The sequence below is a fragment of the Nonlabens sp. genome, assembly GCF_051251825.1.
Classification (GTDB): Bacteria; Bacteroidota; Bacteroidia; order Flavobacteriales; family Flavobacteriaceae; genus Nonlabens.
This window is the reverse complement of sequence record NZ_JBPOGG010000012.1, coordinates 1-25693: the sequence shown is the minus strand read 5'-3', so window position 1 is coordinate 25693 and position 25693 is coordinate 1. Positions and strand designations below refer to the sequence as shown.

General features: G+C 36.7%; 21 protein-coding genes. 10 read left to right on the top strand and 11 right to left on the bottom strand.

Features of this window, described 5'->3' with window-relative positions; genetic code table 11:
• Positions 1-43: 43 nt before the first annotated feature.
• Positions 44-412, bottom strand: coding sequence for a four helix bundle protein (locus ACSHWW_RS12225; RefSeq protein WP_435682745.1), 369 nt, complete (start codon positions 410-412; stop codon positions 44-46).
• A gap of 261 nt (positions 413-673) precedes the next feature.
• On the opposite strand from ACSHWW_RS12225, the gene ACSHWW_RS12220 reads away from it, so the two are divergent.
• From ACSHWW_RS12220 to ACSHWW_RS12205, 4 genes are all read left to right on the top strand, one after another.
• Positions 674-3352 (top strand): T9SS type A sorting domain-containing protein, encoded by a 2679-nt coding sequence (locus ACSHWW_RS12220; protein WP_435682744.1) that lies wholly within the window; start codon positions 674-676, stop codon positions 3350-3352.
• 186 nt (positions 3353-3538) lie between these two features.
• A complete protein-coding gene (locus ACSHWW_RS12215; protein ID WP_435682743.1) occupies positions 3539-3979 on the top strand; it encodes a hypothetical protein in 441 nt (146 codons plus the stop codon).
• On the top strand, positions 3980-5215 hold the full coding sequence (gene pepT, locus ACSHWW_RS12210; RefSeq protein ID WP_435682742.1) for a peptidase T: 1236 nt from the start codon (positions 3980-3982) through the stop codon (positions 5213-5215).
• A 160-nt stretch (positions 5216-5375) separates the two neighbouring features.
• Positions 5376-5975 carry a hypothetical protein gene (locus tag ACSHWW_RS12205; protein ID WP_435682741.1) on the top strand — a complete coding sequence of 200 codons (600 nt, stop codon included), beginning with the start codon at positions 5376-5378 and terminating at the stop codon, positions 5973-5975.
• A 72-nt stretch (positions 5976-6047) separates the two neighbouring features.
• On the opposite strand, the gene ACSHWW_RS12200 is transcribed toward ACSHWW_RS12205, so the two are convergent.
• The gene (locus ACSHWW_RS12200; protein WP_435682740.1) at positions 6048-7112 is read right to left on the bottom strand and encodes a mechanosensitive ion channel family protein; all 1065 of its coding nucleotides are present in this window, start codon (positions 7110-7112) and stop codon (positions 6048-6050) included.
• An 86-nt stretch (positions 7113-7198) separates the two neighbouring features.
• Here ACSHWW_RS12200 and ACSHWW_RS12195 point away from each other — a divergent pair, with 86 nt between their 5' ends.
• Complete coding sequence (locus ACSHWW_RS12195) at positions 7199-7558, top strand: DUF1801 domain-containing protein (protein ID WP_435682739.1); 360 nt, start codon at positions 7199-7201, stop codon at positions 7556-7558.
• A 13-nt stretch (positions 7559-7571) separates the two neighbouring features.
• On the opposite strand, the gene ACSHWW_RS12190 is transcribed toward ACSHWW_RS12195, so the two are convergent.
• From ACSHWW_RS12190 to ACSHWW_RS12170, 5 genes are all read right to left on the bottom strand, one after another.
• Positions 7572-8747 (bottom strand): BamA/TamA family outer membrane protein, encoded by a 1176-nt coding sequence (locus tag ACSHWW_RS12190; protein ID WP_435682738.1) that lies wholly within the window; start codon positions 8745-8747, stop codon positions 7572-7574.
• Positions 8748-8950: 203 nt separating this feature from the next.
• On the bottom strand, positions 8951-11353 hold the full coding sequence (locus ACSHWW_RS12185) for a glycoside hydrolase family 31 protein (RefSeq protein WP_435682737.1): 2403 nt from the start codon (positions 11351-11353) through the stop codon (positions 8951-8953).
• Between the two features lie 172 nt (positions 11354-11525).
• A complete protein-coding gene (glgB, locus tag ACSHWW_RS12180; RefSeq protein ID WP_435682736.1) occupies positions 11526-13430 on the bottom strand; it encodes a 1,4-alpha-glucan branching protein GlgB in 1905 nt (634 codons plus the stop codon).
• Positions 13431-14696 (bottom strand): glucose-1-phosphate adenylyltransferase, encoded by a 1266-nt coding sequence (locus ACSHWW_RS12175; protein ID WP_435682735.1) that lies wholly within the window; start codon positions 14694-14696, stop codon positions 13431-13433.
• 2 nt (positions 14697-14698) lie between these two features.
• Entirely contained in the window at positions 14699-16108 is a 1410-nt protein-coding gene (locus ACSHWW_RS12170) for a glycogen synthase (RefSeq protein ID WP_435682734.1), read from the bottom strand.
• 187 nt (positions 16109-16295) lie between these two features.
• On the opposite strand from ACSHWW_RS12170, the gene ACSHWW_RS12165 reads away from it, so the two are divergent.
• Positions 16296-16787, top strand: coding sequence for an SRPBCC family protein (locus ACSHWW_RS12165; RefSeq protein WP_435682733.1), 492 nt, complete (start codon positions 16296-16298; stop codon positions 16785-16787).
• A 61-nt stretch (positions 16788-16848) separates the two neighbouring features.
• Here ACSHWW_RS12165 and yajC read toward each other — a convergent pair whose 3' ends face one another.
• The 4 genes from yajC to ACSHWW_RS12145 form a co-directional block, all read right to left on the bottom strand.
• Positions 16849-17145, bottom strand: a complete 297-nt coding sequence (gene yajC, locus ACSHWW_RS12160; protein WP_435682732.1) for a preprotein translocase subunit YajC — start codon at positions 17143-17145, stop codon at positions 16849-16851.
• A 3-nt stretch (positions 17146-17148) separates the two neighbouring features.
• A complete protein-coding gene (locus ACSHWW_RS12155; RefSeq protein ID WP_435682731.1) occupies positions 17149-17619 on the bottom strand; it encodes a DUF1573 domain-containing protein in 471 nt (156 codons plus the stop codon).
• A gap of 162 nt (positions 17620-17781) precedes the next feature.
• Positions 17782-18720 (bottom strand): transcription antitermination protein NusB, encoded by a 939-nt coding sequence (locus ACSHWW_RS12150; RefSeq protein ID WP_435682730.1) that lies wholly within the window; start codon positions 18718-18720, stop codon positions 17782-17784.
• A gap of 104 nt (positions 18721-18824) precedes the next feature.
• Positions 18825-19925 (bottom strand): Glu/Leu/Phe/Val family dehydrogenase, encoded by a 1101-nt coding sequence (locus ACSHWW_RS12145; protein WP_435682729.1) that lies wholly within the window; start codon positions 19923-19925, stop codon positions 18825-18827.
• A gap of 142 nt (positions 19926-20067) precedes the next feature.
• Between ACSHWW_RS12145 and ACSHWW_RS12140 the strand changes: the two genes are divergently transcribed.
• The 4 genes from ACSHWW_RS12140 to ACSHWW_RS12125 all read left to right on the top strand — a co-directional run bounded on the left by ACSHWW_RS12140 (position 20068) and on the right by ACSHWW_RS12125 (position 25614).
• Complete coding sequence (locus ACSHWW_RS12140; RefSeq protein WP_435682728.1) at positions 20068-21825, top strand: ABC transporter ATP-binding protein; 1758 nt, start codon at positions 20068-20070, stop codon at positions 21823-21825.
• A 22-nt stretch (positions 21826-21847) separates the two neighbouring features.
• Positions 21848-22486: a Uma2 family endonuclease gene (locus tag ACSHWW_RS12135; protein WP_435682727.1), complete on the top strand. Its 639-nt coding sequence runs from the start codon at positions 21848-21850 to the stop codon at positions 22484-22486.
• A 98-nt stretch (positions 22487-22584) separates the two neighbouring features.
• Positions 22585-22974 (top strand): PUR family DNA/RNA-binding protein, encoded by a 390-nt coding sequence (locus ACSHWW_RS12130; protein ID WP_435682726.1) that lies wholly within the window; start codon positions 22585-22587, stop codon positions 22972-22974.
• Between the two features lie 75 nt (positions 22975-23049).
• Positions 23050-25614 (top strand): M14 family metallopeptidase, encoded by a 2565-nt coding sequence (locus tag ACSHWW_RS12125; RefSeq protein ID WP_435682725.1) that lies wholly within the window; start codon positions 23050-23052, stop codon positions 25612-25614.
• Positions 25615-25693: the final 79 nt, after the last annotated feature.

Here is a 25693-nt window from a genome sequence, read left to right as displayed (position 1 = left end):
TTATGAGTCGAATAGTAATTATTTAGTTAATAGAAATAGCTGATTACAGTTTCAAACTTTTTCTTAATCCTGAAATCATTCTTCCTATCTCGCTGAGTTCTTTTCGGTTTTCTTCAAACACTTCTTTTGAGATGTATTTTCTAAAATAAGCTTTAGAATTCCAAGTGACACACTCCTGACTGCTGTCAAATGCCATTTTTAGATATCTATTAAAATTTGCATCGGTACTGCTATAGCCTTCAGAAATATTTGCAGACATAGAATCTGCAGCTCTACAATATTGCGAAGACAATTTATACATCTCGTGCTTTGGAAACTTTTGAGAAAGTAAATTAACATGCTCTCCAAAATGAAAGGCACGCTGGTACACTTTTAAATCTTCAAACTTGAAATGAAATTGACTGTCAAACATGGGCAATATTTTATTATACGTTTCTAAAATAAAAAAGAATAATCAAAGTTCAACGCTACGCTACCAAAAAACTAACCTACTAAGAGGATGTAATCCGCAACTAACAGACTAAACGGATGCAATCCGCAACTAACAAACTAACAGACTAACAGACTAAAAGACATTTCAGCAACCCAAACTGCGATTCAGAAAGCAAATTGATTTTGAGGCAATTAATACTACAAATTTGTTCTTGTAAATATTAATTAAACTTAATCAATCATGAAAAAATTATTACTCATTATCACATTCCTCTTTAGCTTGTTTTCAAGTGCACAAATCTTTGTAGATGCTAGCGCTACAGGAGCAAATGACGGTACTAGCTGGACAAATGCATATACTGATTTAAATGTAGCGCTCACTAACCATTCAGGTAGTACTTTCTGGATTGCAGCTGGAGATTATATTCCAGGGTCTTCAGTAACATCCAGATTTATCCTAAACGCAAACACACAACTTTATGGTGGATTTAATGGCACTGAGTCATCTCTCAGTCAGCGAGATTTCAATGTGAACGTTACAACCTTGAGTGGTGACTTATTGAACAACGACGCTGGAACTCTAGATTATTCTAATGCAACTAAAATTGATAATGCCTATAAAATTGCTCAAGTAGGCGGATCTGGTGTTATAGTAGATGGATTAACATTTAAAGGCGGCACTGCAATAGGATCATCAAATAGTGATCGAGAAGGATCAGCCTTTATTATGCAAAAAGACACACAAATTCGTAATTGTATTTTTGAAGAAAACATAGCCGCTCGTGGAGGAACTGTAAATATAGGTGGACCTCAAAGTGGTGCAACCGCAATCATCGAAAATACCATCTTCCGTAATAACCTAGCATCTTTTGCAAATACATTTTATTCCACCAGAGATGATGTCTCGTTATTAATGGTGAATGTTCAGGTAACAAATAACGAGAACACAAATTTTAGTGGTGTCTCAGGCTTTGGTGGTTTAATATGGTTAAGACCTACAACTGGAACTAACAACATACGAATTGTGAACAGCACAATGGCCGATAATACTTTTAATAACAATTCTGGAACCTTAGCCTTAGTTCAGCTTGCTGCAACATCTGCTACCGGTGTATTTAGATTTGATAATAACATTTTCTGGAATAATGGTGCTGGATATAAAGTATTCCATATTCAAAGTGGTGGATCTGCTTCTATAGATGTTAATAACAATATAGACGAAGATGACTTTTCAAATATCAATCCTAATGCCACTACTACTGTCAACAACACTATAACTACTGATCCATTATTCACAAATAATATTACAGGCGACTATAAACCATTAAATAGTTCTCCAGCAGTAAATACTGGTGAAAACGGACTTTATGCATCCTCATTTCCTTTAAAAACAAGAAGTGGTGAAGATAGAATTAAAGCAGCTGTGATCGATAGAGGTGCTGTAGAAAGTGATGCAACACAAGTTAATCTTTCTATAGGCGTATTTGTTGACATTAATGCATCGGGAAATAATGATGGTACTAGTTGGCAAGATGCATATACAGACCTTGATACTGCTCTCAATCTAGGTTCTGGAAACTTTATATGGGTTGCACAAGGTGATTATACCATTCCAGCAACTACACCATCCTATCAAATATTCACAAATACAAAAATGTACGGTGGGTTTGACACAACAGAGAATTTCCTTGATGAAAGAGATTATCTCTTAAACACAACAACCTTAAGTGGTGACAGAAATGATGATGACAATAACCTTTTAGAATTCAGCGCGACCGCAGCTACCAAAACAGATAACGCAAAACGAGTATTAATTGCAAGAGGCCCTGGAGTAGAAATTGATGGATTTACTATCTCTGGTGGTCACGCGTTTGATAGCGCACAAGGACTTCAAGAAGGAGCCGGACTTATCATAGCATTAGACACTAAAGTAAGAAATTGTATTATAGAAAATAACACGGCACAACGTGCTGGAGCTGGAATAAGAGTTTATGATATCACAGGAATAGATAATGGAACTAATGTAATTTCTAACTGCATTTTTAGAAATAACAGGTCCTGGTTTGCTGGCGGATTTTATTCAGATACTTCAAGAAGAACTCATAAGGTAGAATTACTAGGATGTAGTTTTGAAAACAACATCACTGGAAGAACAGACACTAATAACAATCCAGCAGGAATAGTATGGATACGTAATCAAGCCACGGGAACTCCAGTACAATCAGATTTTACTTTGAAAAATTGCACCATCGCAGGTAATAATGGAGTCCATGCTGGAACGGGTAGATACGCGCATTTGCATGTATCTAAACAAAGTGGAAATACTGAATTCCAAGTAACTAATTCAATTTTCTATGATAATTTACAAACTGCTTCTAATAGCGCTGTATCTACGCCTGTCGTTAGTTTTGCAGGTGGAAATAGAAATCTTTTGATTCAGAATAATTATGATGAAGATGATTTCTCAAATTTATCATCATCTGCCTTTAATACGCAGTCAGGTCTTCCAGGATTTATAAATGCCGCAGCCAGTGATTACCGTATCACAAACTCCTCAAATGCAGCTGGAAATTCAAATCAAGTTTATACGGACGATGTGCCTACCGTTGATTATTTTGGCCTAGCAAGAAATAACAATGGCTTTGATGTAGGTGCTTATAGCTCGCTCTCCACAGCTAGCAATAATGATGCAGACTTACCGCAAGTAAAGCTATATCCTAATCCAGCAAGTGATGTAATTACTGTGGCTGTTGAGAATCACGCTTTCGCGAAAGCGGATATCTACAACCTACAAGGTCAACTAATCGCAGCATCTCAAGAATCAACAATTAATGTTGCTGACTTAAGCGCAGGAATGTATATACTTCAAATCACAACAACTAATGGAGCGGTAGCTTCAAAACAATTTATAAAAAAGTAAAGCTGTAGATGAACTCAATCGCTTTTTACGGGAATTTAGAGCGGTTGTAGAAGGAATGAAGTCCTGAATGAATTATGGACATTTTATAAACGAGACGTTTTTAGGGAAACGGCTCGTTTTTTGTGCAGTAAAGTTTAAGAATTCCGCTTTCGCGAAAGCGCAACACATTTCTTATCTTTATAACCTATGAAAGGGAAACTGCTTTTATTAATTTCGATAGCATTATGCGGTGTTTATTCTCAAGCTCAAATCAACTTTGAGAATGAGCTCGAGCAGTTCAATATTTATGTATTACCACAACCAGAAATTAATGTCAAACTCAGTTTTAATAGTCGTTACATGCGTAATGATCCTCGAGCATTTTCTGTAACACGAGATCGTGAGGCTATAGATATGATGGGTATTTATAGAGATTCTCAAGAACTAGAACACAAAGAATATACGCCTCATATAGTAGCTCATTTTGAAAGAAAAAGAGAATTACAGAGGCAGCAGCAAGACGCTCTCGCAGTACCGGCAAGTATTACCATACAGAATCCTTACTACAGTAATTCAAACCTAGCGTGGCAACAATTAAGACGCCGCAGTTACTTCAGTCAACTATACACACCTATTTACAGATATTAAATGATTAATAAACAAGAAATTACAGATCGATTCATAAGTTACATCACCATTGATACAGAGTCTGACGCGTCCAGCGACACTACTCCTAGTACTATGAAGCAATGGGATCTTGCTCGCAAGCTGCATCAAGAACTCATAGACATGGGAATGAGCAATGTAAGTATCGATGAAAACGCTTATGTGATGGCAACTTTACCATCAAACGTGGATCATGACGTTCCTGTAATAGGATTTATTTCACATTTCGACAGTACACCAGATTTTACGGGTAAGGATATCAAGCCGCAAATTATTCACGATTATGATGGAGGCGATATTCCTTTAAAAGGAAGTGACCTCGTACTTACTCCTGAATATTTTGAGTCCTTAACACAATATAAAGGTCAGACCATCATTACCACTGACGGTACTACCCTACTCGCTGCCGACGATAAAGCTGGAATTACAGAAATCATGACCGCAATGAAAGTTATGATCGATAATCCATCCATTAAACACGGAACGATTAAAGTAGGATTTACTCCAGACGAAGAAATAGGTCGTGGTGCACATAAATTTGATGTAGAGAAATTTGGTGCAGATTGGGCTTACACAATGGATGGAAGTCAAATAGGAGAATTAGAATACGAGAACTTTAATGCTGCCGGCGCAGTAGTAACCGTTCACGGTAAAATAGTGCATCCTGGATATGCAAAAGGCAAGATGATCAACTCCATGTATATCGCTCAAGAGTTTATCGAGTCCTTACCTAGAATGGAAACACCTGAACATACTGAAGGTTATCAAGGATTTTTTCATCTTCATAATATGAAAGGTGCTGTTGAAAAAACAGAACTTCATTACATTATTAGAGATCACGATATGGGACATTTTGAGGCTCGTAAAGAAGTTATGAAAAAACTCGTTGCAGATATAAACGCTCAATACGATCGTGAAGCAATTACCATTGAAATAAAAGATCAGTATTTCAATATGCGAGAGAAAGTGGAACCAGTAATGCACATCGTAGATGTTGCAGAAAAAGCGATGCGTGAACTAGGCATAGAACCACTTATCAAACCTATACGTGGTGGAACTGATGGTTCTCAATTGAGCTATATGGGATTGCCATGTCCTAATATCTTTGCTGGTGGACACAACTTCCACGGTCCTTATGAATATGTTCCTGTAGAAAGCATGATTAAAGCTACTGAAGTGATTGTAAAAATTGCAGAATTAGTCGCTGAAGAAAAATAATTTCATCCAACTCGTTTTAATCACAAAACTGTGTTGTACGGCACGTAATTTGATACCATTTATTCCATCGATAATTATTTGAATCGATTTATTAATTTATGATTCAGATTCACGCAACCAATTTATATATAGTGCATCTAAATAAAAACAAAATCAAACTATGAAAAAAATCCTTTTAAGTTTAGTAGTTGTATTAATTTCAGCTACAGCACTAGCACAAGATGACAATCTTACAGATAGTCAAGAGCGCCTTAATGAGTTTAACGCTGTTAAAAAACATGAAGTCAGTCTTGATGTGGTAGCAGCAATTGCTGGTCTAGGTATCAATCCTAGATATGAATATGTGCTAGGAAGATACTCTGGTGTAGGAGTAGATCTTAACATAGGTATTTTAGATAATGATGATCAATTTGATTACTATGAAAAATTTAGCATCACACCTTATTACAGACAGTACTTCTTCTCTAAAGAAGATTATGGAGCAAAGGGTTTTTATGGAGAAGGATTTGTAAAAGTGTTCTCATTTGAAGATAGTTATTACGTAGGTGGCATGTTTGGAAACGAGAACTACAATACTGAGTCTTATACTGAAGCGGCAATCGGTGTAGGTATAGGATGGAAATGGGTAAGCGATAGTGGTTTCCTAATAGACTTAGGTGTAGGAGTAGGACGTAATCTAGGAATTGCAAGTGATCCACAAGACTATGAATTGCCAGCAGTTACTGGCCGTGCTGGTGTTAATTTTGGATGGAGATTCTAACTTAACCAGTTTATATAAATACAAAAAACGAGCCTAGCGGCTCGTTTTTTATTTTCAAAATCTCTGTAAAGATTATTCTCTATCTTCTTTGTCAAGAGCTTGGTTAGTACTCACCTTATCCACTGATTTGGTAGTGTATTCATCTTTAGCCTTATCTTGTTTAGGCTTTTCGTTTTCATTCTTTTCATGATCCTTAATGATTTGAGCCTCTTTACGATCTTTACGCTTTTGAGCTTCTTTTACATCATGCGCATCACGTACTTGAACTTGAGTTGGGAATGGTAAATCTATTCCTGCATCATCCATAGCGTGTTGTGTTTTTGCGATTACCTCGCTAAAAGTTTTCACAACGTTACCACGTTTAGAATCAGTCCACCATCGTACTCTAATAGTCAACCAGCTATCTGCTTGATCCCAGTTTAAAATATCGATAGGTTTATCTTGAGCAATTCCTTCTATACTTTCCAGCGTTTCTCTTAGCACTTTTACAGCCTCATCATAGGGTTGATCATATCCTAATCCTATATCATATTGAGAACGTATATGGTCATGTGCAGTAATTACTTTAACAGCATTTGTATAGATATCATTGTTAGGAACAACTATATCTATTCCATCATACGTAGTGATGATAGTAGCACGCGTTTCTATACGATCTACACGACCTTTCATACCATTGATTTCAATCTCATCTCCTATTCTGAAGGGTTGTCTAGTTAATATTAAAATACCTGCTAGCCAGTTTTGTAAAATATCTTGAAATGCAAAACCTATTGCCACACTACTCACACCCATTCCAGCTATTAAATCACCAAAACTTAATGAAGGTGCAACGATAGTTAAGCAAAAGAAGAAGCCCAAAAGGATAATAATCCACTTGGTAAAACTTCCTAGAATTTCGCCAAAATTAGAGCGATTTCTTTGCTTTAATTTTCTCTTTATAAAACTACCTAACCATCTCGCTATGAAAATAAGCAAAATGAATAATACAATTCCAATAACGATGTTGGGCAAGTTTTTTATAAAACCATCGAGCCAGGAATCAATTTTTTGCCACAAACTTTGGGTATTTAAATCGATTTCTCCTCTTACATCATTAGGATTATTTTGTATTGGGTCTTGTAAAAATGATAACATAGGTTGATTATTTATGTTAAAATTAAACCTAAACAGTCTGTTAAATGTTAATTGTTTTTCAATAAACAATTCTTTAACTTTATCTCATGAACAAAAAAGCTGAGAATACAGAAGAATACATCTCATTGCATTCTAAATGGAAGACGCATTTTAACGCAATAACCAAAGTTCTGAAAGAAACAGAACTTGTAGAAACTATAAAATGGGGCGCACCGTGCTATACCTTAAATGGTAAAAATCTCATAGGAATGGTTGGATTTAAGAATCATTGCGCCGTTTGGTTTCATAAAGGTGCTTTACTAGAAGACAAGCAGGAAGTTTTAATTAATGCTCAACCAGGCAAAACACAATTATTGAGACAACTACGATATAGTGAAGACGATAATGTGAATACCATTTTACTTAAAAACTATATTAATGAAGCGATAGCTCTTGAAAAAAAATAATTGATAGAGTTAGTTAAAAAGCCTCTGCAATTCCTAGATAGAAACTATTTGTCCCACGACCAAATCCCCAATCCAATCTTATATTCAGATTCTCAGATTTATCGAGCATGTATCTCAAACCAGCGCCATAATTAGGCTTTAAATTATTAAATTGAAAGTCAGTAACATTATTATAAACATCTCCAGTTCCCACAAAAGCAACAGCTCCTATTCTACTATCTTTAAATCGCTTACGGTATTCCACTTGCGTAGCGAGCATGTCGCGATCTACAAATCTCCCTTCTTGATAACCACGCATCAATTCACTACTACCGAAAAACGAAAACTCAGAAAAAGGAATATTTTCCCTGGTAAAGCGGCCTGCAAACTGAAATGCTAGCACATCTTTAGATTTCTTAGAGATTTCTACATAATGCCTTAAATCAAATCTCGTGAGATTAAAAATGTTTGTTCCTCCTAAAACTTTATCATACTTACCATGAGTAAATTCAAAATACCAGCCATCTTGAGAATTTAAAATATTACTACGACTATCATATAATAACGCTACTTCAACACCCATAGAAGTGGAACCGTCAAAACCGTCAGGTCTATTTTGAGCTATAAGTCCGTCGTCCTCAATCTTTGTGTTATAAATATGATTATACCTCACGCCAGCTCCTATAAATAAATATCTATGAAACATTCTTTTTAAGAAAATAGGCTCAAATAAAAACTGATTGTAATCATATTGCTCCTCTGCTGTAACTGGAGTATTGTTCCCCATTCCGTAATAGATTCTTGGATAATTTTGAAAAAGTAAATTTCCTTCTATTACCCATTTTTCTTGATTTGTAAATACCTCAAAACCCGAGTACAAGAAAAACTGACTATTTAAGGTATACTGTAATGTCATGGGCATATTAGAAACTCGTGTTTCTTCACCACTACCTGCAAATTTAAAAAGGTACTTTGCTCCAGTACCAAATGCAAAGTTTGTCTCTGGAGAATAACTTACTACTGGCGCGGCAATAAATTTTTGCAAATAGAGTGTCGTGTCTCTTTCTGCAGCAACTGCGTTAGGATAGAAAGTAAAAAACTCTTTTAGTTTTTCTAATTTCTGTGCCTTTGCATTCATAGTAAAAAGCACAAGAAATAAACTTATCGCAAATATTCTAAAAGCTGGTTGTAAAGCGTAATCGTTTTTCAATGAAATTTATTTAGTTTACAATATTAACCTTGATTTAAAAGAAAAATGTTGGCATTTTAACAATTGGGATAATTTTTACATTTAATTTTTATAATTACGCTTTCGCGAAAGCGAGTTTACGACAAGCAATCTTTACCTAAAATAGCTGCATAAAAAAAGAGAAGCCTCTCGACTTCTCTTTATAAAATATTCAAATGAAAATTTTACTTCCCTACAATGTGTAGCTCCACAAAATTCTTATCGATGTACATAGTTTGAGTTTTAAGATCATACTTCAATTCCTCAAAAGTCAACTTCTTATTATCCACCTCAACAAAGTCAATTTCAAATGGTAAACCTATAAAGTTGAAACGTAGCGTTTCATATTCAGTAATGAATTTCCCGTCTTTATATTGAGAGATCACCATTTCGTTTTCAGAACCTTTAAAAGTTAAGTTTCTAAGACTGAAACGGCCTTTCTTGTAATCGTAGCCATCGTTTGCATCTTCATAAACCACAGACTTTTCTTTTCCTTGAGTATAGAATACATCCAGCGTTAAGAATTCAATCTTCTTCTCACCTACATATTGCATCACAGGATAGCGCGGTATAATCGCACCAGCTTTTACAAATAGCGGTATCTCATCAATGTCTGCATCTACCCAAGCTTCTTTTCCACCACTAATGGTTTCTCTGGTCCAGAAATTGTACCACTCACCACGCGGAATGTACATTCTGCGACCTTTGGCATTAGGCTCTAGAACCGGACAAACCAAAAATTTATCTCCGTACATAAACTCATCGTTGCGATAATGTGTTTGCGCGTCTTCTTGATCATAAACCACGAGCGACTTTAACATAGGCGTTCCTTCCTCTGCATATTGCCAGAATGTGGTGTATAGATAAGGAAGTAATTTATAACGCAATTCCACAAACTTCCTTGTGATGTTTGTTACGTTTTCATCAAATGTCCATGGTTCTTGATCTCCATGATCACCACTCGAGTGTACTCTACAAAACGGGTGAAAAACACCAAGTGCAATCCATCGAGCAAATAGTTCTCCCGTAGGCTGATCTGCAAATCCTCCTATGTCTGATCCTGCAAATGACATTCCAGACAGCGCCATACGTTGCGCCTGAATATTTGCAATACTTAAATGTTCCCAAGTAGCTACATTATCACCAAACCAACTGCTCGTGTAACGTTGCGTTCCAGAATAAGCTGATCTTGTAATAACAAATGGTCGTTTAGGGTAAATGAATTTCTTCACACCTTCATAAGTTGCACGTGCCATTTGAGCTCCATAAATGTTGTGTGCTTTTCTATGAGAACAAGGATGACCATCATAATCGTGGCGCACGTCATTTGGGAAGGTTTTATTAGGCACTTCCATAACAGCAGGCTCGTTCATATCGTTCCATATTCCGGCAAGTCCATTATCTGCAATGAGTCCTTTGAATAAATCTGCCCACCAGGTTCTTACTTTGGGATTTGTATAATCTGGGAAATAACACTGTCCAGGCCATACTTTACCTTTCATATAAGGACCATCTGCTCGTTTACAGAAATAGTCTTTTTCCATAGCTTCTTGATAGACACTGTATTCTGGATCTACTTTAATTCCTGGATCTATGATAGCGATGGTTTTAAATCCATCTTCTTTTAAGTCACTGATCATTTTAGTAGGATCTGGAAACTTCTCGTTATCCCAAGTAAAACAACGGAATCCATCCATGTAGTCAATATCTAGATATATCGCATCACATGGAATTTGAAGTTCGCGGAATTTTGCCGCAATTTCTCTTACGTTACTTTCTGGATAATAACTCCATTTACACTGGTGATAACCTAGTGCCCACAATGGTGGTAACTCAGGTTTACCAGTTAACTCGGTATAGCCACTTACTACGCTATTGACATCTGGACCATAAATAAAGTAATAATCCATAGCGCCACCTTGTGCCCAGAAGCTAGTCACGTGGTGACGCTCTAGTGCAAAGTCAAAATAAGATCTAAAGGTGTTATCAAAGAAAATCCCGTAGGCGATTTTATTCTGTAAGCCTACATAGAAAGGAACGTTTTTATATAAAGGATCTGTTTGTTTTCCAAAAGCGTACTGATCTGTTCCCCATAATTCAAAACGCTTAGCACGCATGTTATTATCGGCTGGTTTATCACCTAGGCCGTAGTAGCTTTCTCCAGGTTGTGCTTTCTTAGACATTTTTACAATCTCACCACCGTATTCATAGCTTTCCTCGTAGTGAAATCCTAGCTCGTCTTCACAGATGATTTTACCATTAAGGTCAAAAATACGAGAACGCAAATCTGCTTTGGCGATATGACAAACTACCTTAGAAGTAGTAATCTCATAATGCGTATCTTTTTCTTTTACTTCCAGTTTGTTATAACCACGATTCCCATCTTCATCAATCGCGTAAGAGAAATCTTCTTCAAGTTTCCCACCAGTTCCATACTTAAAACGTATCACGCTGTCGCGGAAAACCTGTAAACGCAAGATTACACCATTCTCTGTGTGAAAAGTAAGTGTATCTACTACTTGGTTAAAACTGTTGAGCTTGCTAGGGAAGACATTTCCCTGGCTATGCAATTCTGTATTTGTAATCATAAAATGATGATATTCAATATTTTAATAACAGATTAGCCTACACTAATCGGACAGCTGAAATTATGAAAAAACAGCGAAAATGAGACTTAAAAATGAGATTTGTTACGAGAACGTTGTCGGTAAATTGTAGTTAATCAATCCTGTGATTCTGAGCTCAATTCAGCATGAGAAATTATATATCCAACCCATAAACCAAAACTCCCAAAGGAGGCAAATCCAATTCCACACTCTGCGCGCGGTGTTGCCATTCTTTGTCTTGTGCTGAAAATGACTCTTTTACGTTAAATCCTGATCCGTCATATTTAGCATCATCACTATTGTACAACAATTTATAATCTCCTGATTGTGGTAATCCTATACGGTAGTTTTCTCGTGGTACTGGTGTGAGATTGCAAACGATGATGAGTTCGCTATCATGACCTTTACGCACATAAGAAATGACACAATTTGCAGCATCATCATGAGAAATCCATTCAAATCCATCGGCATCAAATTGTTTCTCGTGAAGTGCTTTTTGAGATCTGTATAATTTATTGAGGTCTGTAATGGTTTGTTGAATTCCTTGATGTGGTGCAAACTCGGTCAAGTGCCAATCGAGACTTCCTTCAAAATTCCATTCTGCATGTTGTCCAAATTCTGATCCCATCATCAACAGATTGCCTCCTGGATGTGTAAACATATAACTGTACATCAATCGTAGGTTAGCAAATTTTTGCCAGTCGTCTCCTGGCATTCTACCTAGAATAGAACTCTTACCATAAACGACCTCATCGTGTGATAGTGGCAACATGAAGTTTTCTGTAAAAGCATAAGTCATGGAAAAGGTCAAATCGTTTTGATGATAACCTCTATAAATCGATTCCTTTTTAAAGTATTCCAGTGTATCGTGCATCCATCCCATCATCCATTTCATACCAAAACCTAAACCACCCATAGAAGTAGGTTTACTCACCATAGGGAAACTGGTGCTTTCTTCAGCAATCGTTTGTGTGTCAGGATAATTGAGGTACACCGCTTCATTCATTTCGCGCATGAATGCAATAGCTTCTAGATTTTCTCTTCCACCATTGATATTAGGTTCCCATTCTCCTTCATCACGTGAATAATCTAAGAATAACATACTGGCTACCGCATCTACTCTCAATCCATCGATATGATACTGATCCAGCCAGAACAACGAATTGGAAATTAAAAAACTCTTTACTTCATTACGCCCGTAATTGAATATCAATGATTTCCAGTCGGGATGATAACCTCTTTTACGATCTGGATGTTCATATAAATGTGTTCCGTCAAAATTACCGAGTCCATGTGCATCTTCAGGAAAATGTGATGGTACCCAATCGAGTATGACTCCTATTCCTGCCTCGTGACAAGCATTAACGAGTTCTTGGAATTCTTCGGGATAACCGAATCGAGACGTTGGGGCAAAGTAACCTGTTAACTGATAACCCCATGAAGGATCATAAGGATATTCCATGATAGGCATGAACTCAATGTGAGTGAATTGCATCTTTTTCGCGTAAGCTACCAAGTCCAACGAAAGTTCATGGTAACTCAAACTTCTATCTTCTTCTATCTTACGTTTCCAACTGCCCAAGTGCACTTCATAAACAGAATATGGAGCATCGAGAGCATTATGTTTTGCTCTGGTTTCCATCCATTTTTGATCACTCCAGTTAGGTTTATAATCATAAACGATACTAGCCGTTTTAGGTGGATGTTCACAGCGCCTCGCATAAGGATCTGCCTTTTCAGTAATAACACCATTATTTGAAGAATGGATTTTATATTTATAAGTAGTCCCATGTTCTACATGTGGAATAAATCCTTCCCAAATACCGCTGCTGTCCCATCTTACATTCAATAAATGTGTGGAATCATCCCAATAATTAAAATCTCCTATCACGGCAACAGACTGTGCACTAGGTGCCCAAACCGAAAAATAGGTTCCTTTTACACCATTTACTTCAATGACATGCGAACCCATTTTTTCATAAAGCCGATAATGTTTACCGCTCTTAAATAAACTGATGTCAAAATCAGTAAAAAGGCTGTGTGTTTGAACGCTGCTCATTTATTTAAGTGAGAAACCCTTAGGAATCACAGCATTTTTCTTGATGACTACGATTCCATCTTTTACTACAAAGTGTTCTGTTTCTTGATCTTCAAGATGTTTTCCTCCATTGATTCTCACATCATCTCCTATGCGTACATTCTTATCTATAATGGTGTTTTTAATAAAACAGCGGTCGCCTATTCCTGTAAGAATTTCAATTTTGGATTTTGAGATTTCATCAAGCGTTTCGTAGGTATCATTACCCATCATGTAAGTATTGATCACTGTACTTTCCTTTCCTATTCTAGAACGTATCCCTATGACAGAACGTTCGATTTTTGCAGCGTGAATGATACAGCCTTCGGCAATAACGGCTTTTTCTAATAAAGTTCCTGAAATCTTAGAAGTAGGCAGTAAACGAGCATTTGTATACACGCGTTGTTTATCATCATAAAGATTGAATTCAGGAATATCATCTGTGAGTCCTAAGTTAGCATCAAAGAACGAATCTATGTTTCCTATGTCAGTCCAGTAACCTTCAAACTGATAACTCAGCGTTTTATGGTTATCGATGGATTGAGGAATAATCTCTTTCCCAAAATCAATCGCACTTTCATCTTTCAACAACTCTACTAATAAATCTCTATTAAAAATATAAATCCCCATACTCGCTAGGTGATTTTTATTTTGTTTTTTCATTGCGTCACTCGTTGGACTCGTCCAGTCTGGTAATAGCTTAGCGTCTGGTTTTTCTATAAATGAGGTAATGACATTGTTTTTATCGGTCTTTAAAATTCCAAAACTCGTTGCATCTTTTACTGTTACTGGAATGGTTGCGATTGAGATTTTAGCATCTGCCTCGATATGAGCTTGCAACATTTCATTAAAATCCATTTGATATAACTGGTCACCAGATAAAATCAATACATACTCAAATTCGTGAGTTAGGGCATGGTGCATGCTCTGGCGTACCGCATCAGCAGTTCCTTGGAACCAGCCTTTGTTATCTGGAGTTTGCTCAGCAGCTAGTACATCTACAAATGCAGAACTAAAAAAACTAAACTGATACGTATTCTTAATATGTCTATTTAACGATGCCGAGTTGAACTGTGTCAACACGTACATTCTCTTCAAACCAGAATTGATACAGTTAGAAATAGGAATATCTACTAAACGATATTTACCAGCGATGGGAACCGCAGGTTTAGAACGACTTTCTGTTAATGGATATAATCTGGAACCTTGTCCACCACCTAAGATGATACTTAATACTTTATCGTTCATATTTACTTGTTTTTTAGTGAGTTGTATAAGTTAATGTACTGCTGTGCTGAGTTATCCCAAGAGTGATCAATCTTCATGATACGTTTTCTCGTTTTTCTAAACTCGGTTGGGTTTTCATAAAAAGCTGCTGCACGTTCTATCGCTTTTTTCATGTCTTCTATGCTCGTGTCTTTATGTGTAAAACCAAAACCACCATCTTCCACATCCACTATAGTGTCTTTTAATCCACCTATACTACGCACAATAGGAATGGTACCGTAATTTAAGGAATACATTTGATTTAAACCACATGGTTCTACTCGCGATGGCATTAAAAGGAAATCTCCACCAGCATAAATGATGTGAGACAACTCCTCATCATAACCTATAAATGCATTGAAATGACCATTATGCTTATCTTTTAAAGCAATAAGCTCTTGTTCTGTTTCTTTATTTCCACTTCCTAAAAGAAGTATGGAAATATCATTTTCTTGAAGTACCGCATTAAAGACAGCTGGAAATAAATCAGATCCTTTCTCATGAACTAATCTTCCTATAAACACAAAAAGTGGTTTATTAATATCTAATCCGTAATTATCACACAACCATTTTTTATTGGCTTTTTTACCGCTCACATTAGAGCTTACCGTGTATTGTTTTTTAATAAATGAATCTGTTTCTGTATTCCATACTTTGGTATCAATACCGTTGAGAATACCAGAGCATTTTGCAGCCTCATGACTTAATAGAGATTCCAGTCCATTGGCATTTTGCTTCAGCTCTTCCATATAACTAGGAGAAACCGTATTCACACGCCAGGCGCACTTTATAGCCGCCGCCAGCGGATTTATAGAATCGCCCCAATCCAGTAAACCGATATGTTTCTTGTCAAAATCAGGAATCATATCTACACGATCGTGAGAAAACCAGCCTTGATATTGGGCATTATGAATAGTCAGCACCGTGGGAATGCTTTTCAAATTCTCAAAACGATAACAATACTGCATCATAAAAGGAACCAGTCCTGTATGATGGTCATGACAATGGATTACATCGGGTTTATGTGTATGAGTTTGAATCCATTTTAAAGCAGCGATTTGAAACGCTGTAAAACGCTGTGAATCGTCAAATGAATAGACATATTCCTTAAATAACAGTTCAGGTACATCTACTAAGAACAAATCAAAATCCACTGATTTCCCTTTGAGCTTCAAAATTCTAAACTCAAAATTATCTTGACCTACAAAAAAAGCATCTTCATAAACGGTTTCAAATTTATGCTGCTGTGTAAAACGCACATTATAAAACGGCATGATTACACTGGCTTCTTGTCCAGATTCGTTTAAATATTTAGGTAACGCACCTACCACATCAGCCAGTCCGCCTACTTTGGCAATGGGATAACACTCGGCACTTATATGTAAAATTCTCATTCTTCTTTTTATTAGTTGAGTGATAATAAGTACGCTTTCGCGAAAGCGGAATTCAACACCTCTTATTTCTTCTATACATCATTATCGACACTCAAATATAGCAATTGTCTCTATGGAAATGTAATATGAAGTTTATCATTGAACCATTTATGACGATGTGGATGTTATCTTTGTGTAAACTCAACTCATGCCCGATTTACATCTAGAAACCTCTATAAACGCACCTATTGAAATCGTTTATGACCTTGCACGCAGTATAGATCTACACATGTTATCACTGGCACATACTAATGAGAAAGCGATTGCTGGAAGAATGACTGGACTGGTTGAAAAAGGTGAAACTGTGACTTGGGAAGCAAAACATCTAGGTGTCACACAACAACTCACCAGCAAAATAACTGATGTAGAACCACATCATTTTTTTGCAGACGAGATGGAGAAAGGCGCTTTTAAATCATTCCGCCATGAGCATCATTTTGAAACACTAGAAAATGGTCAGACTTTTATGAGAGATATTTTTAGTTATACCTCACCATTAGGTATTCTAGGAAAACTAGCCGATACATTATTTCTTGCCAATTATATGACTCGATTGCTAGAACAACGTAATCTCACTTTAAAACAAGTCGCCGAAGATGGCAGGTGGAAAAAGTTACCTGGAATGGAAAAGCATCTATAACTTTAAAGCACAAAAAACCCTTGATTTCTCAAGGGTTTTTCTATTTGCGAAGCAGTGCTTCTTAATTTTCTTTAGGTGTAGCAGTGAGCTTTTTAGATAACTCAGTAGAAATCGCTGATCTCTCAAAAGTTATTTTTCCAGCACCAGTTTCAACTTGAACGGTACCTTTATCTGCACTGATTTGTGTTACTTTCCCGTGAATTCCACTGGACATAATCACTTTATCACCTACTTTAAGAGTTTCTGCAAACTCTTTTTCTTCTTTTCTGCGTTGGGCCTGTGGTCTTATGATGAGGAAATAAAATATCGCCGCCATCAATACAATAGGTCCCCATTGCATCAATAATTCTTGATTCATTAATTATGCGTTTGGAGCAGCAGGCTTAGCCTTAGGAGTAACAAATCCTTTGATACGGATAGACTCAGTACCAGATTCAGTGTTTGCCTTAATTGTAACTGTCTTAGTTTGGTTATTAGGCTTTCCGTTTGTGTTGAATTTTACAAGCATAGAACCTGTTTCTCCTGGAGCGATAGGCTCTTTAGACCAAGTAGGAACTGTACAACCACAAGATCCTTTTGCATTCACTACGATAAGTGGTGCAGAACCTGTATTTGTAAACTTGTACTCATGCTCTACAACTGTACCTTCATCAACAGTACCAAAATCATACTCTACTTGCTCAAAAGTCATCGCAGGAAAATCTCCAGCAACAGACTCACGTGCAGCAGCAGCAGTTAAGTTTGCTTCATCAATAGTTGCAGCAGCTTTCTCGTTACAACCTGTAATTGCCATTGTAGCTATTGCAGCTACCATTAAAACTAATTTTTTCATAGTGTACTTATTAAATGTATTTTTTAAGAGTGAAGCAAATGTAACTAAAAGATAGATTTACTTCAAGTGTCTACTGTATATATTAACAGATTGTTATGTACTTAGTACTCACTTTGTAAGTATTCGCCTTATATTAAAAGAATAATGTGATAAATAACGGTTCTACATCAAGCCACGTCCTGATTTATTCAGAATTCCTTCGGCTTCAAATTCTTTTGCTAGATTATCAAGAATACCGTTAATAAAGAAACTACTCTTAGGAGTAGAATAATCTTTGGAAATTTCCAAATACTCATTCAAACTTACTTTTACAGGAATGCTGTTAAATTTAAGAAACTCACATTGCGCCATCATAATTAAAACGAGGTCAATTTGAGCAATACGATCTTGTTCCCAGTTGGGCGTTTTACCTTCTATACGTTCCAGAAAATCTTCACGATTAAACAGCGTTTTTCTAAACAAATCCATAGTAAATTTCACATCATCTTCATCCTTGATGAGCTCTGGAAGAACTACATCTTTCCCAGGTTTCACTTTACGTAGAAACATGATAACTGAGGAGTTCACTAGAGGATAATCGTCTGTCCAAGTGATGTTTTCATCTTCCAGAAAATCTAGAATCTCATCATTAGGCGCGATGATGTCTGTATAAATTTGAGTAAGGAATTTTAAATCAGCCTTTAAGGATTGATTAGGTTCACTCATGTAAATCACATAAGTTTTACTTTCAATAATCTGATTATAGAGATTCTCCACATAACGCACGTTTAGATGCCATGGTTTTAAATTACGCTTTTTAAGAGCGTCCATGAGAACTTGACTTTCACGCAGCTTCATCAATATTTTATTATCGATAAAATTACGGGTAGGATTCAAGTCAGAGTCTGTCGCTAGATGGCGCTGTTGTCCTTTTACCACGCGATCTTCTGCCAGTTTATGGATTTCAACAAGCAGTTGCACCATGTATAAAAAAAGTACAAAAGTTTGAGTCATGCTTTGATTCAAGAACTTTTCAAAATCTTTAATTTCAGGATTTTGTTGTTTCTGAAAAGAAAAAACAGCTTGCATCACTTTGATACGTAGTTGGCGACGGGTAAGCATAAGAACGATTTTTAAGTTTACGCTTTCGCGAAAGCGTAATTAAAATATTATTGCGGCCTCAACGACCTATTTTGAATGGGCAAAGTTAATACAATAAGTATAACTTATCCACGATTCTCCTGACGACGTGCATCTATACGAGCCTGTGCAATTTGCATAGCTGCAGTATGTGTAGTCACACCACTTTCTTGAGCTTTATTCAAGATTTCAATAGTCGTGGTATATATATTCTCGGTTTTGCGCATAATCTCTGTGCGGTCATAACCTTCTAGTTCTGCATAAACATTTATGATTCCACCAGCGTTTATCAAGAAATCTGGAGCATAAACGATTCCGCGTTGTTGCAATAACATTCCGTGTTTTCCTTCGTCTGCCAGTTGATTGTTTGCGGCTCCGGCAACTATAGAAGCTTGTAATTTCTGGATGGTATTATCATTAATGGTTGCTCCCAGAGCACATGGAGCATAAATATCCATCTTCTCAGCATGTAAATCTCCACCTGTATAGATTTTTGCGCCATACTTAGAACTCACCTCTTCCAGACGATCCTGGTTGATGTCTGCGATATGAACCTGAGCACCTTCTTGAGTAAGATATTCCACAAGAGTTTCTCCTACGTTCCCTATTCCTTCTACATAAACGACTCTATCCTCAAGAACATCGCTTCCATATTTATATTTTGCAGCGGCTTTCATTCCCATAAAAACACCATAAGCTGTAATAGGAGACGGATTTCCAGCACCACCTTTATCTTCAGATATTCCTGTTACGTATGGTGTTACCTCACGTACCGTATCCATATCTTCAGTTTTCATACCTACGTCCTCAGCAGTAATATATTTTCCACTTAGAGAATGTACAAACTCACCGAAACGACGCATCATTTCTGGGGTTTTTTGAGTTTTGGCATCACCTATAATTACGGCTTTTCCTCCACCTAGATTTAATCCAGTAATCGCACTTTTAAATGTCATACCTCTAGATAAACGAAGTGCATCATTTAATGCTGCCCATTCATTATCATATTGCCACATGCGAGTTCCACCTAGTGCTGGCCCTAAAACCGTATTATGGATTCCTATGATGGCCTTTAATCCTGTATCTTTGTCGTTACAGAAAACGACTTGCTCGTGATCATCAAATGATAACTGACCGAATACTGGATCTTGATTTATAATTTTATCCAAAGTGGTAAATTGAGACATGAAATTTATTTTTTGAACGCTCTCTAACTCAAATTAAAAAGCGCGCAAAAATAACTTCATTTTAGCAACTTAACAATATCGCTGTCCTAAATTCGTGCATTGAAATAAAAAAGAAAATTCTATTGAAGAATTTTCAATTGATATGAAAGAACTTTTTAAACTCAATAAACTTTTTGCCAAGTATAAGTGGCAACTTATAGGTGGCTTTATAGTTACCGTAATTGCACGTTACCTCTCTATATTCTTACCTAAATATATAGGTAAGATCATCAATCTTTTAAATGATTACGGCAACGGCACGCTTACAGATAAGGCGTTACTTAATGATCGTTTAATAGAATACATCGCCATTATTCTAGGCGCCACGTTATTATCTGCTGGATTGACCTTTGTGATGCGACAGTTAATTATAGTCGTGTCAAGACATCTTGAATATGATTTAAAGAATATCATTTACAATCAGTACCAGAGGCTTTCCTTAGGATTCTATAAACAAAACCGTACGGGAGATTTAATGAACCGCATCAGTGAAGATGTTTCTAAGGTACGCATGTATATGGGACCAGCGTTAATGTATAGTGTGAACATGATTACACTATTTGTCGTCGTAATTCCTGCGATGATTTATACAGCTCCTACTCTAGCGATTTACACGATTATTCCACTGCCATTTCTATCGGTAGCTATTTATTTAGTAAGTCGTGAGATTCAAAAACGATCTAAACTAGTTCAAGAACAATTATCTAGTTTAAACACAATTGCACAAGAATCGTTTAGTGGTATTTCAGTAATTAAAGCATACAATCTATCACAGCAAATGAACGATCAGTTTGCGGTAGTTGCAAATGATAGTAAGGATAAAAACATTGACCTTGCTAGAGTGCAAGCCTTATTTTTCCCTTTGATGGTGCTTTTAATAGGTCTTAGTAACGTTTTAGTTCTTTATATAGGAGGAAAACAAGCTGCCGAAGGAATTATAGACGTAGGAACTATTCCTGAGTTTTTAATTTATGTAAACATGTTGACTTGGCCAGTTGCTGTAGTAGGCTGGGTAACTAATATGGTACAGCAAGCAGCAGTATCTCAAAAACGTATCAACGAGTTTCTAGACATTAATCCAGCGATACAAAATTTAGTTGCAAAAGAAACTCCTGTAAATGGAACTATCGAATTTGACAATGTGAATTTTATATATGAAGACACAAACATTCACGCATTAAAAGATGTAAGTTTCTCCATTGAAGCAGGAAAAACACTAGCTATTTTAGGAAAAACAGGAAGTGGAAAATCAACAGTTCTAGAATTAATAGGCCGACTTTATGATGTAGAAAATGGTGTCATTACTGTGGATGGAACACCTATAAGAGAATTAAACCTAGACAGTTTACGTCAAGCAATAGGTTATGTTCCTCAAGATGCATTTTTATTCTCAGACACGATTGGTAACAATATCGCCTTCGGTAAAAAAGATGCTAGTAAAGAAGAAATTATCACCGCTGCAAAAAATGCCGTGGTTCATAAAAACATTATAGACTTTACAAAAGATTATGATACCATTCTAGGTGAACGCGGAATCACATTAAGTGGTGGACAAAAGCAACGTGTTTCTATTGCTCGTGCGATTATCAAGAAACCACAAATTCTATTATTTGACGATTGTTTAAGCGCTGTTGATACAGAGACCGAAGAAAAAATCCTCAACAATCTTAAGAAAATCACTAAAAACACTACGACCGTAATCGTAAGTCACCGTGTGAGTAGTGCAAAAAATGCCGATCAAATCATCGTACTCGATGAAGGTCGTGTGGTAGAACGTGGAAACCATCAATCCTTAGTAAACGGTAACGGTTACTATGCAGAATTGTATGCAAACCAAATGCTAGAAGAGGAATCGGTTTAAATCATTTTGTTTAAATTTGAGTATGCCACAGTATATTTATGACATCAACGATTTAGACCTCGACAAAACTTACAGTTATGCCGACTATCTATTGTGGAGATTTAAAGAACGTGTAGAACTTTTCAAAGGCAAAATCTACAAGATGAGTCCTGCACCTAGTATGTCGCATCAAAAAGTGGTTTTTGAAATCGCAAAAATCATAGATAAACATAAAAACGATAACGGTTGTTCTACGTTCATCGCTCCATTTGATGTTGAATTATTTCCTCAAACTAAGCAAGCCACGACCTTACAACCAGATGTTTGCGTAGTATGTGATGCGAGTAAACTTGATGAACGTGGTTGTCATGGTGCTCCAGATTTAGTTGTTGAAGTATTATCTAAAGGCAACTCAAAAAAAGAAATCAAGGATAAATTTGACCTTTATGAAGAAGCTGGAGTGCAAGAATACTGGATTGTTGATTATCTGAGACGCACGGTAAGCTTACATCATTTAGATTCAACTGGAAAATATCAAGCACACCGCATGTTAACTGAAGGTGACACAGTAACCTCAGTGCTATTTCCAGAGTTGAGCTGCGCCGTGAATGATATATTTAAAGGAGTACCTGATCGACTCGGTGAACCAGAACCAGAATATCAGGTGAAAGAGTCCAATTAAACTCTGCTACCTTTTATTTCCTATAATATTTCAAGTATCGCTTTGCTATTTAACATTTTTTTATATTTTTGGTGCCTTCATAACCTTGAAACAGAATAATGGCCGATAGAGATTACAAAGATCAGGAAGATATTTTTTCAAAAGTAGTTCGTGCAGGAAGACGCACTTATTTCTTTGACGTGAGATCCACAAAAGCAGACGATTACTACCTAACCATCACAGAGAGCAAAAAGTTCACTAACGATGATGGAAGTTTCCACTTTAAAAAACACAAAATCTACCTTTATAAAGAAGATTTTGCAGAGTTTGAAGGTACACTTGCAGAGATGACTCAATTCATCATTAAAGAAAAAGGTGGCGAGGTCATTTCAGACAGACATCAAGCAGATTATGACCCAGCGGTTCACGCAGCAAAGGAAACTCCGTTAACGACTGATATCGAAGAACCTAAAAAGAGTTTTACAGATGTAAGCTTTGACGACATCTAGGAAACACACATAATTATTACTTAAAGCCTTTCTATCTGAAAGGCTTTTTTTATTTTTAGACTTTAAGCACATATTATGAATAGAGCATTATTGATGGTTTTAGTTTATGTTTTTTGTGGTTCCGCTTTCGCGAAAGCGCAACAATACAGCATTCAAACAAACAACGCACAGACAGGAGAAACACCTACTTTAAGTTATTATTTACCGAATAACGTCACTTACAATAGTGATATCTCAACACCGCAAGAAGTGCTAGGATATATGCCAGGAGAATGGCACGTCACTCATGATAAGCTTACAGAATATATGCGCGTACTCGCTCGAGAATCTGATCGCATTACCTTAGTAAATCGCGGTACTACTTATGAAGGCAGACCGCTATTATTACTCACCATTACTTCTCCTGCAAATCATAGCAATCTAGATAAAATACAAGCAGATCATGTGGCACTATCTAACGGCAGTAATGCGGTAACAGCAAACATGCCAATAGTCGTCTATCAAGGATTTTCTATTCATGGAAATGAGCCTAGTGGTTCAAATGCCGCTCTACTGCTCGCCTATCACCTCGCCGCTGGACAAGGAGCTGAAATGGATGAATTATTGAATAATACGGTCATACTTTTTGACCCAAGTTTTAATCCCGATGGATTGCAACGTTTTGCCGGTTGGGTGAACCAGCATAAAAGTAAAAATATAAATCCAGATTCCTACGATCGTGAATATGATGAAGCTTGGCCTGGCGGACGTACCAATCACTACTGGTTTGATATGAACCGAGACTGGTTGCCTGTTCAATTACCAGAATCTCAAGCACGTATAGAAACGTTCCACAGCTGGATGCCTAATATCCTAACAGATCATCACGAGATGGGAACCAATGCGACGTTCTTTTTCCAGCCTGGAATTCCTTCACGCACGCATCCATTAACTCCAGCGATGAATCAACAACTGACTCGTAAAATAGGAGATTTCCACGCTGCCGAATTAAACAAAATAGGATCTCTTTATTATACTGAGGAAAGCTATGATGATTTCTACTATGGAAAAGGATCTACTTTTCCAGATGTGAATGGTTCTATAGGAATCTTATTTGAACAAGCGAGTTCTCGTGGTCATGCGCAAAATTCAGATAATGGAGTGCTTACTTTTCCATTTACGATAAGAAATCAATTTACAGCTGGAATAAGCACCTTAAAAGCTGCCGTAAGCATGCGACAAGAAATTCTAGATTACCACAAAAAATTCTATACCGATGCTCGTAAAGAAGCTGGAACTGGAGCTATCATTTTTGGTGATCATACAGATGCTGGAAGAACAGATGCGCTTGCTGAGATTTTAATGAGACATAAAATAGAAGTACGTTCTTTAAAAAATGATGTGACTAAGAATGGTAAGACTTACAAAAAAGATTACGCTTACATCGTACCAAAAAACCAAAAGAATTCGCGATTAATCAAAGCGATGTTTGAAAAACGTACCACGTTTCAGGATAGCTTGTTTTATGACATCAGCGCATGGACGTTTCCATTAGCATTTGATATGGATTATGATGAAAATGCGAGTTTGAGTGATGCTGAATCCACTAAGTTGATCAAAAACCAAGGTAATAATAATGTAAATCCTTACGATGTATTTGTAGTGTCTGACTACGCTTATTTAATGCCGTGGAATGAATACTTAACTCCTAAAGTACTCCATACGCTTCTATCCAAAGGAATACGTGCTAAAGTAGCGATGGAGCAATTCAACATAGATGGAAATGATTATGAATATGGAACAATCCTTATTCCTGTACAGAACCAAAAATTTGATCAGCAAGCGTTAGGCGTTTTTCTAAGTAAACTACAATCTGAGAATCGTATAAAAATCACGTCAGTTCAATCAGGACTCACCACAGGAATTGATTTAGGCTCGCGACAATTCAGAGCATTGAAACAACCTAAAATCGCTTTATTGATAGGTGACGGAATTAATCCTTATGATGCTGGTGAGATCTGGCATTTATTGGATCAGCGCTATGATATTATGGTGACTAAAATAGACGTTAACGACATCAACCGTAAGGATTTATCGCGTTACAATACAATCATCGTTCCTAACACTTATGGAAGTCCTGAAAATGAAGTCATAGACCAACTCAAAGAATGGACGCGTGCTGGCGGTACTTTAATAGGTTATCGCAGTGCCTTACGATGGATGAGCACAGCAAAACTTTTACCTCTTAAATTTAAGAGCATAGAGAACCCTGCAAATAACATCTCGTTTGAACAACGCTCTGATTTTTATGGAGCACAAAACTTAGGTGGAGCTATTTTTGAAACAAGGCTCGATTTATCGCATCCTATCGCATTCGGTCTCAAGGACGATCAGTTGCCTCTGTTTAGAAATACTAGACTCTTTGTAGAACCACACAAAGATTCATTCCGTAATCCGATTAGATATACGGATAGTCCGTTAATGAGCGGTTATATTTCTGACAAGAATCTTGAGGCGTTGAAAAACACGGTGCCATTCCAGCATAATAATTATGGTCGTGGAGACGTGATAGGTTTTACAGATAATACTCAGTTTAGAGCATTCTGGTATGGAACAAATAAGCTGTTAATGAACGCTATTTTCTTTGCTGAGGAGATGTAAATAGTTTAAGGTTTAAGGTTTAAGGTTTAAGGTTTAAGGTTTAAGGTTTAAGGTTTAAGGTTTAAGGTTTAAGGTTTAA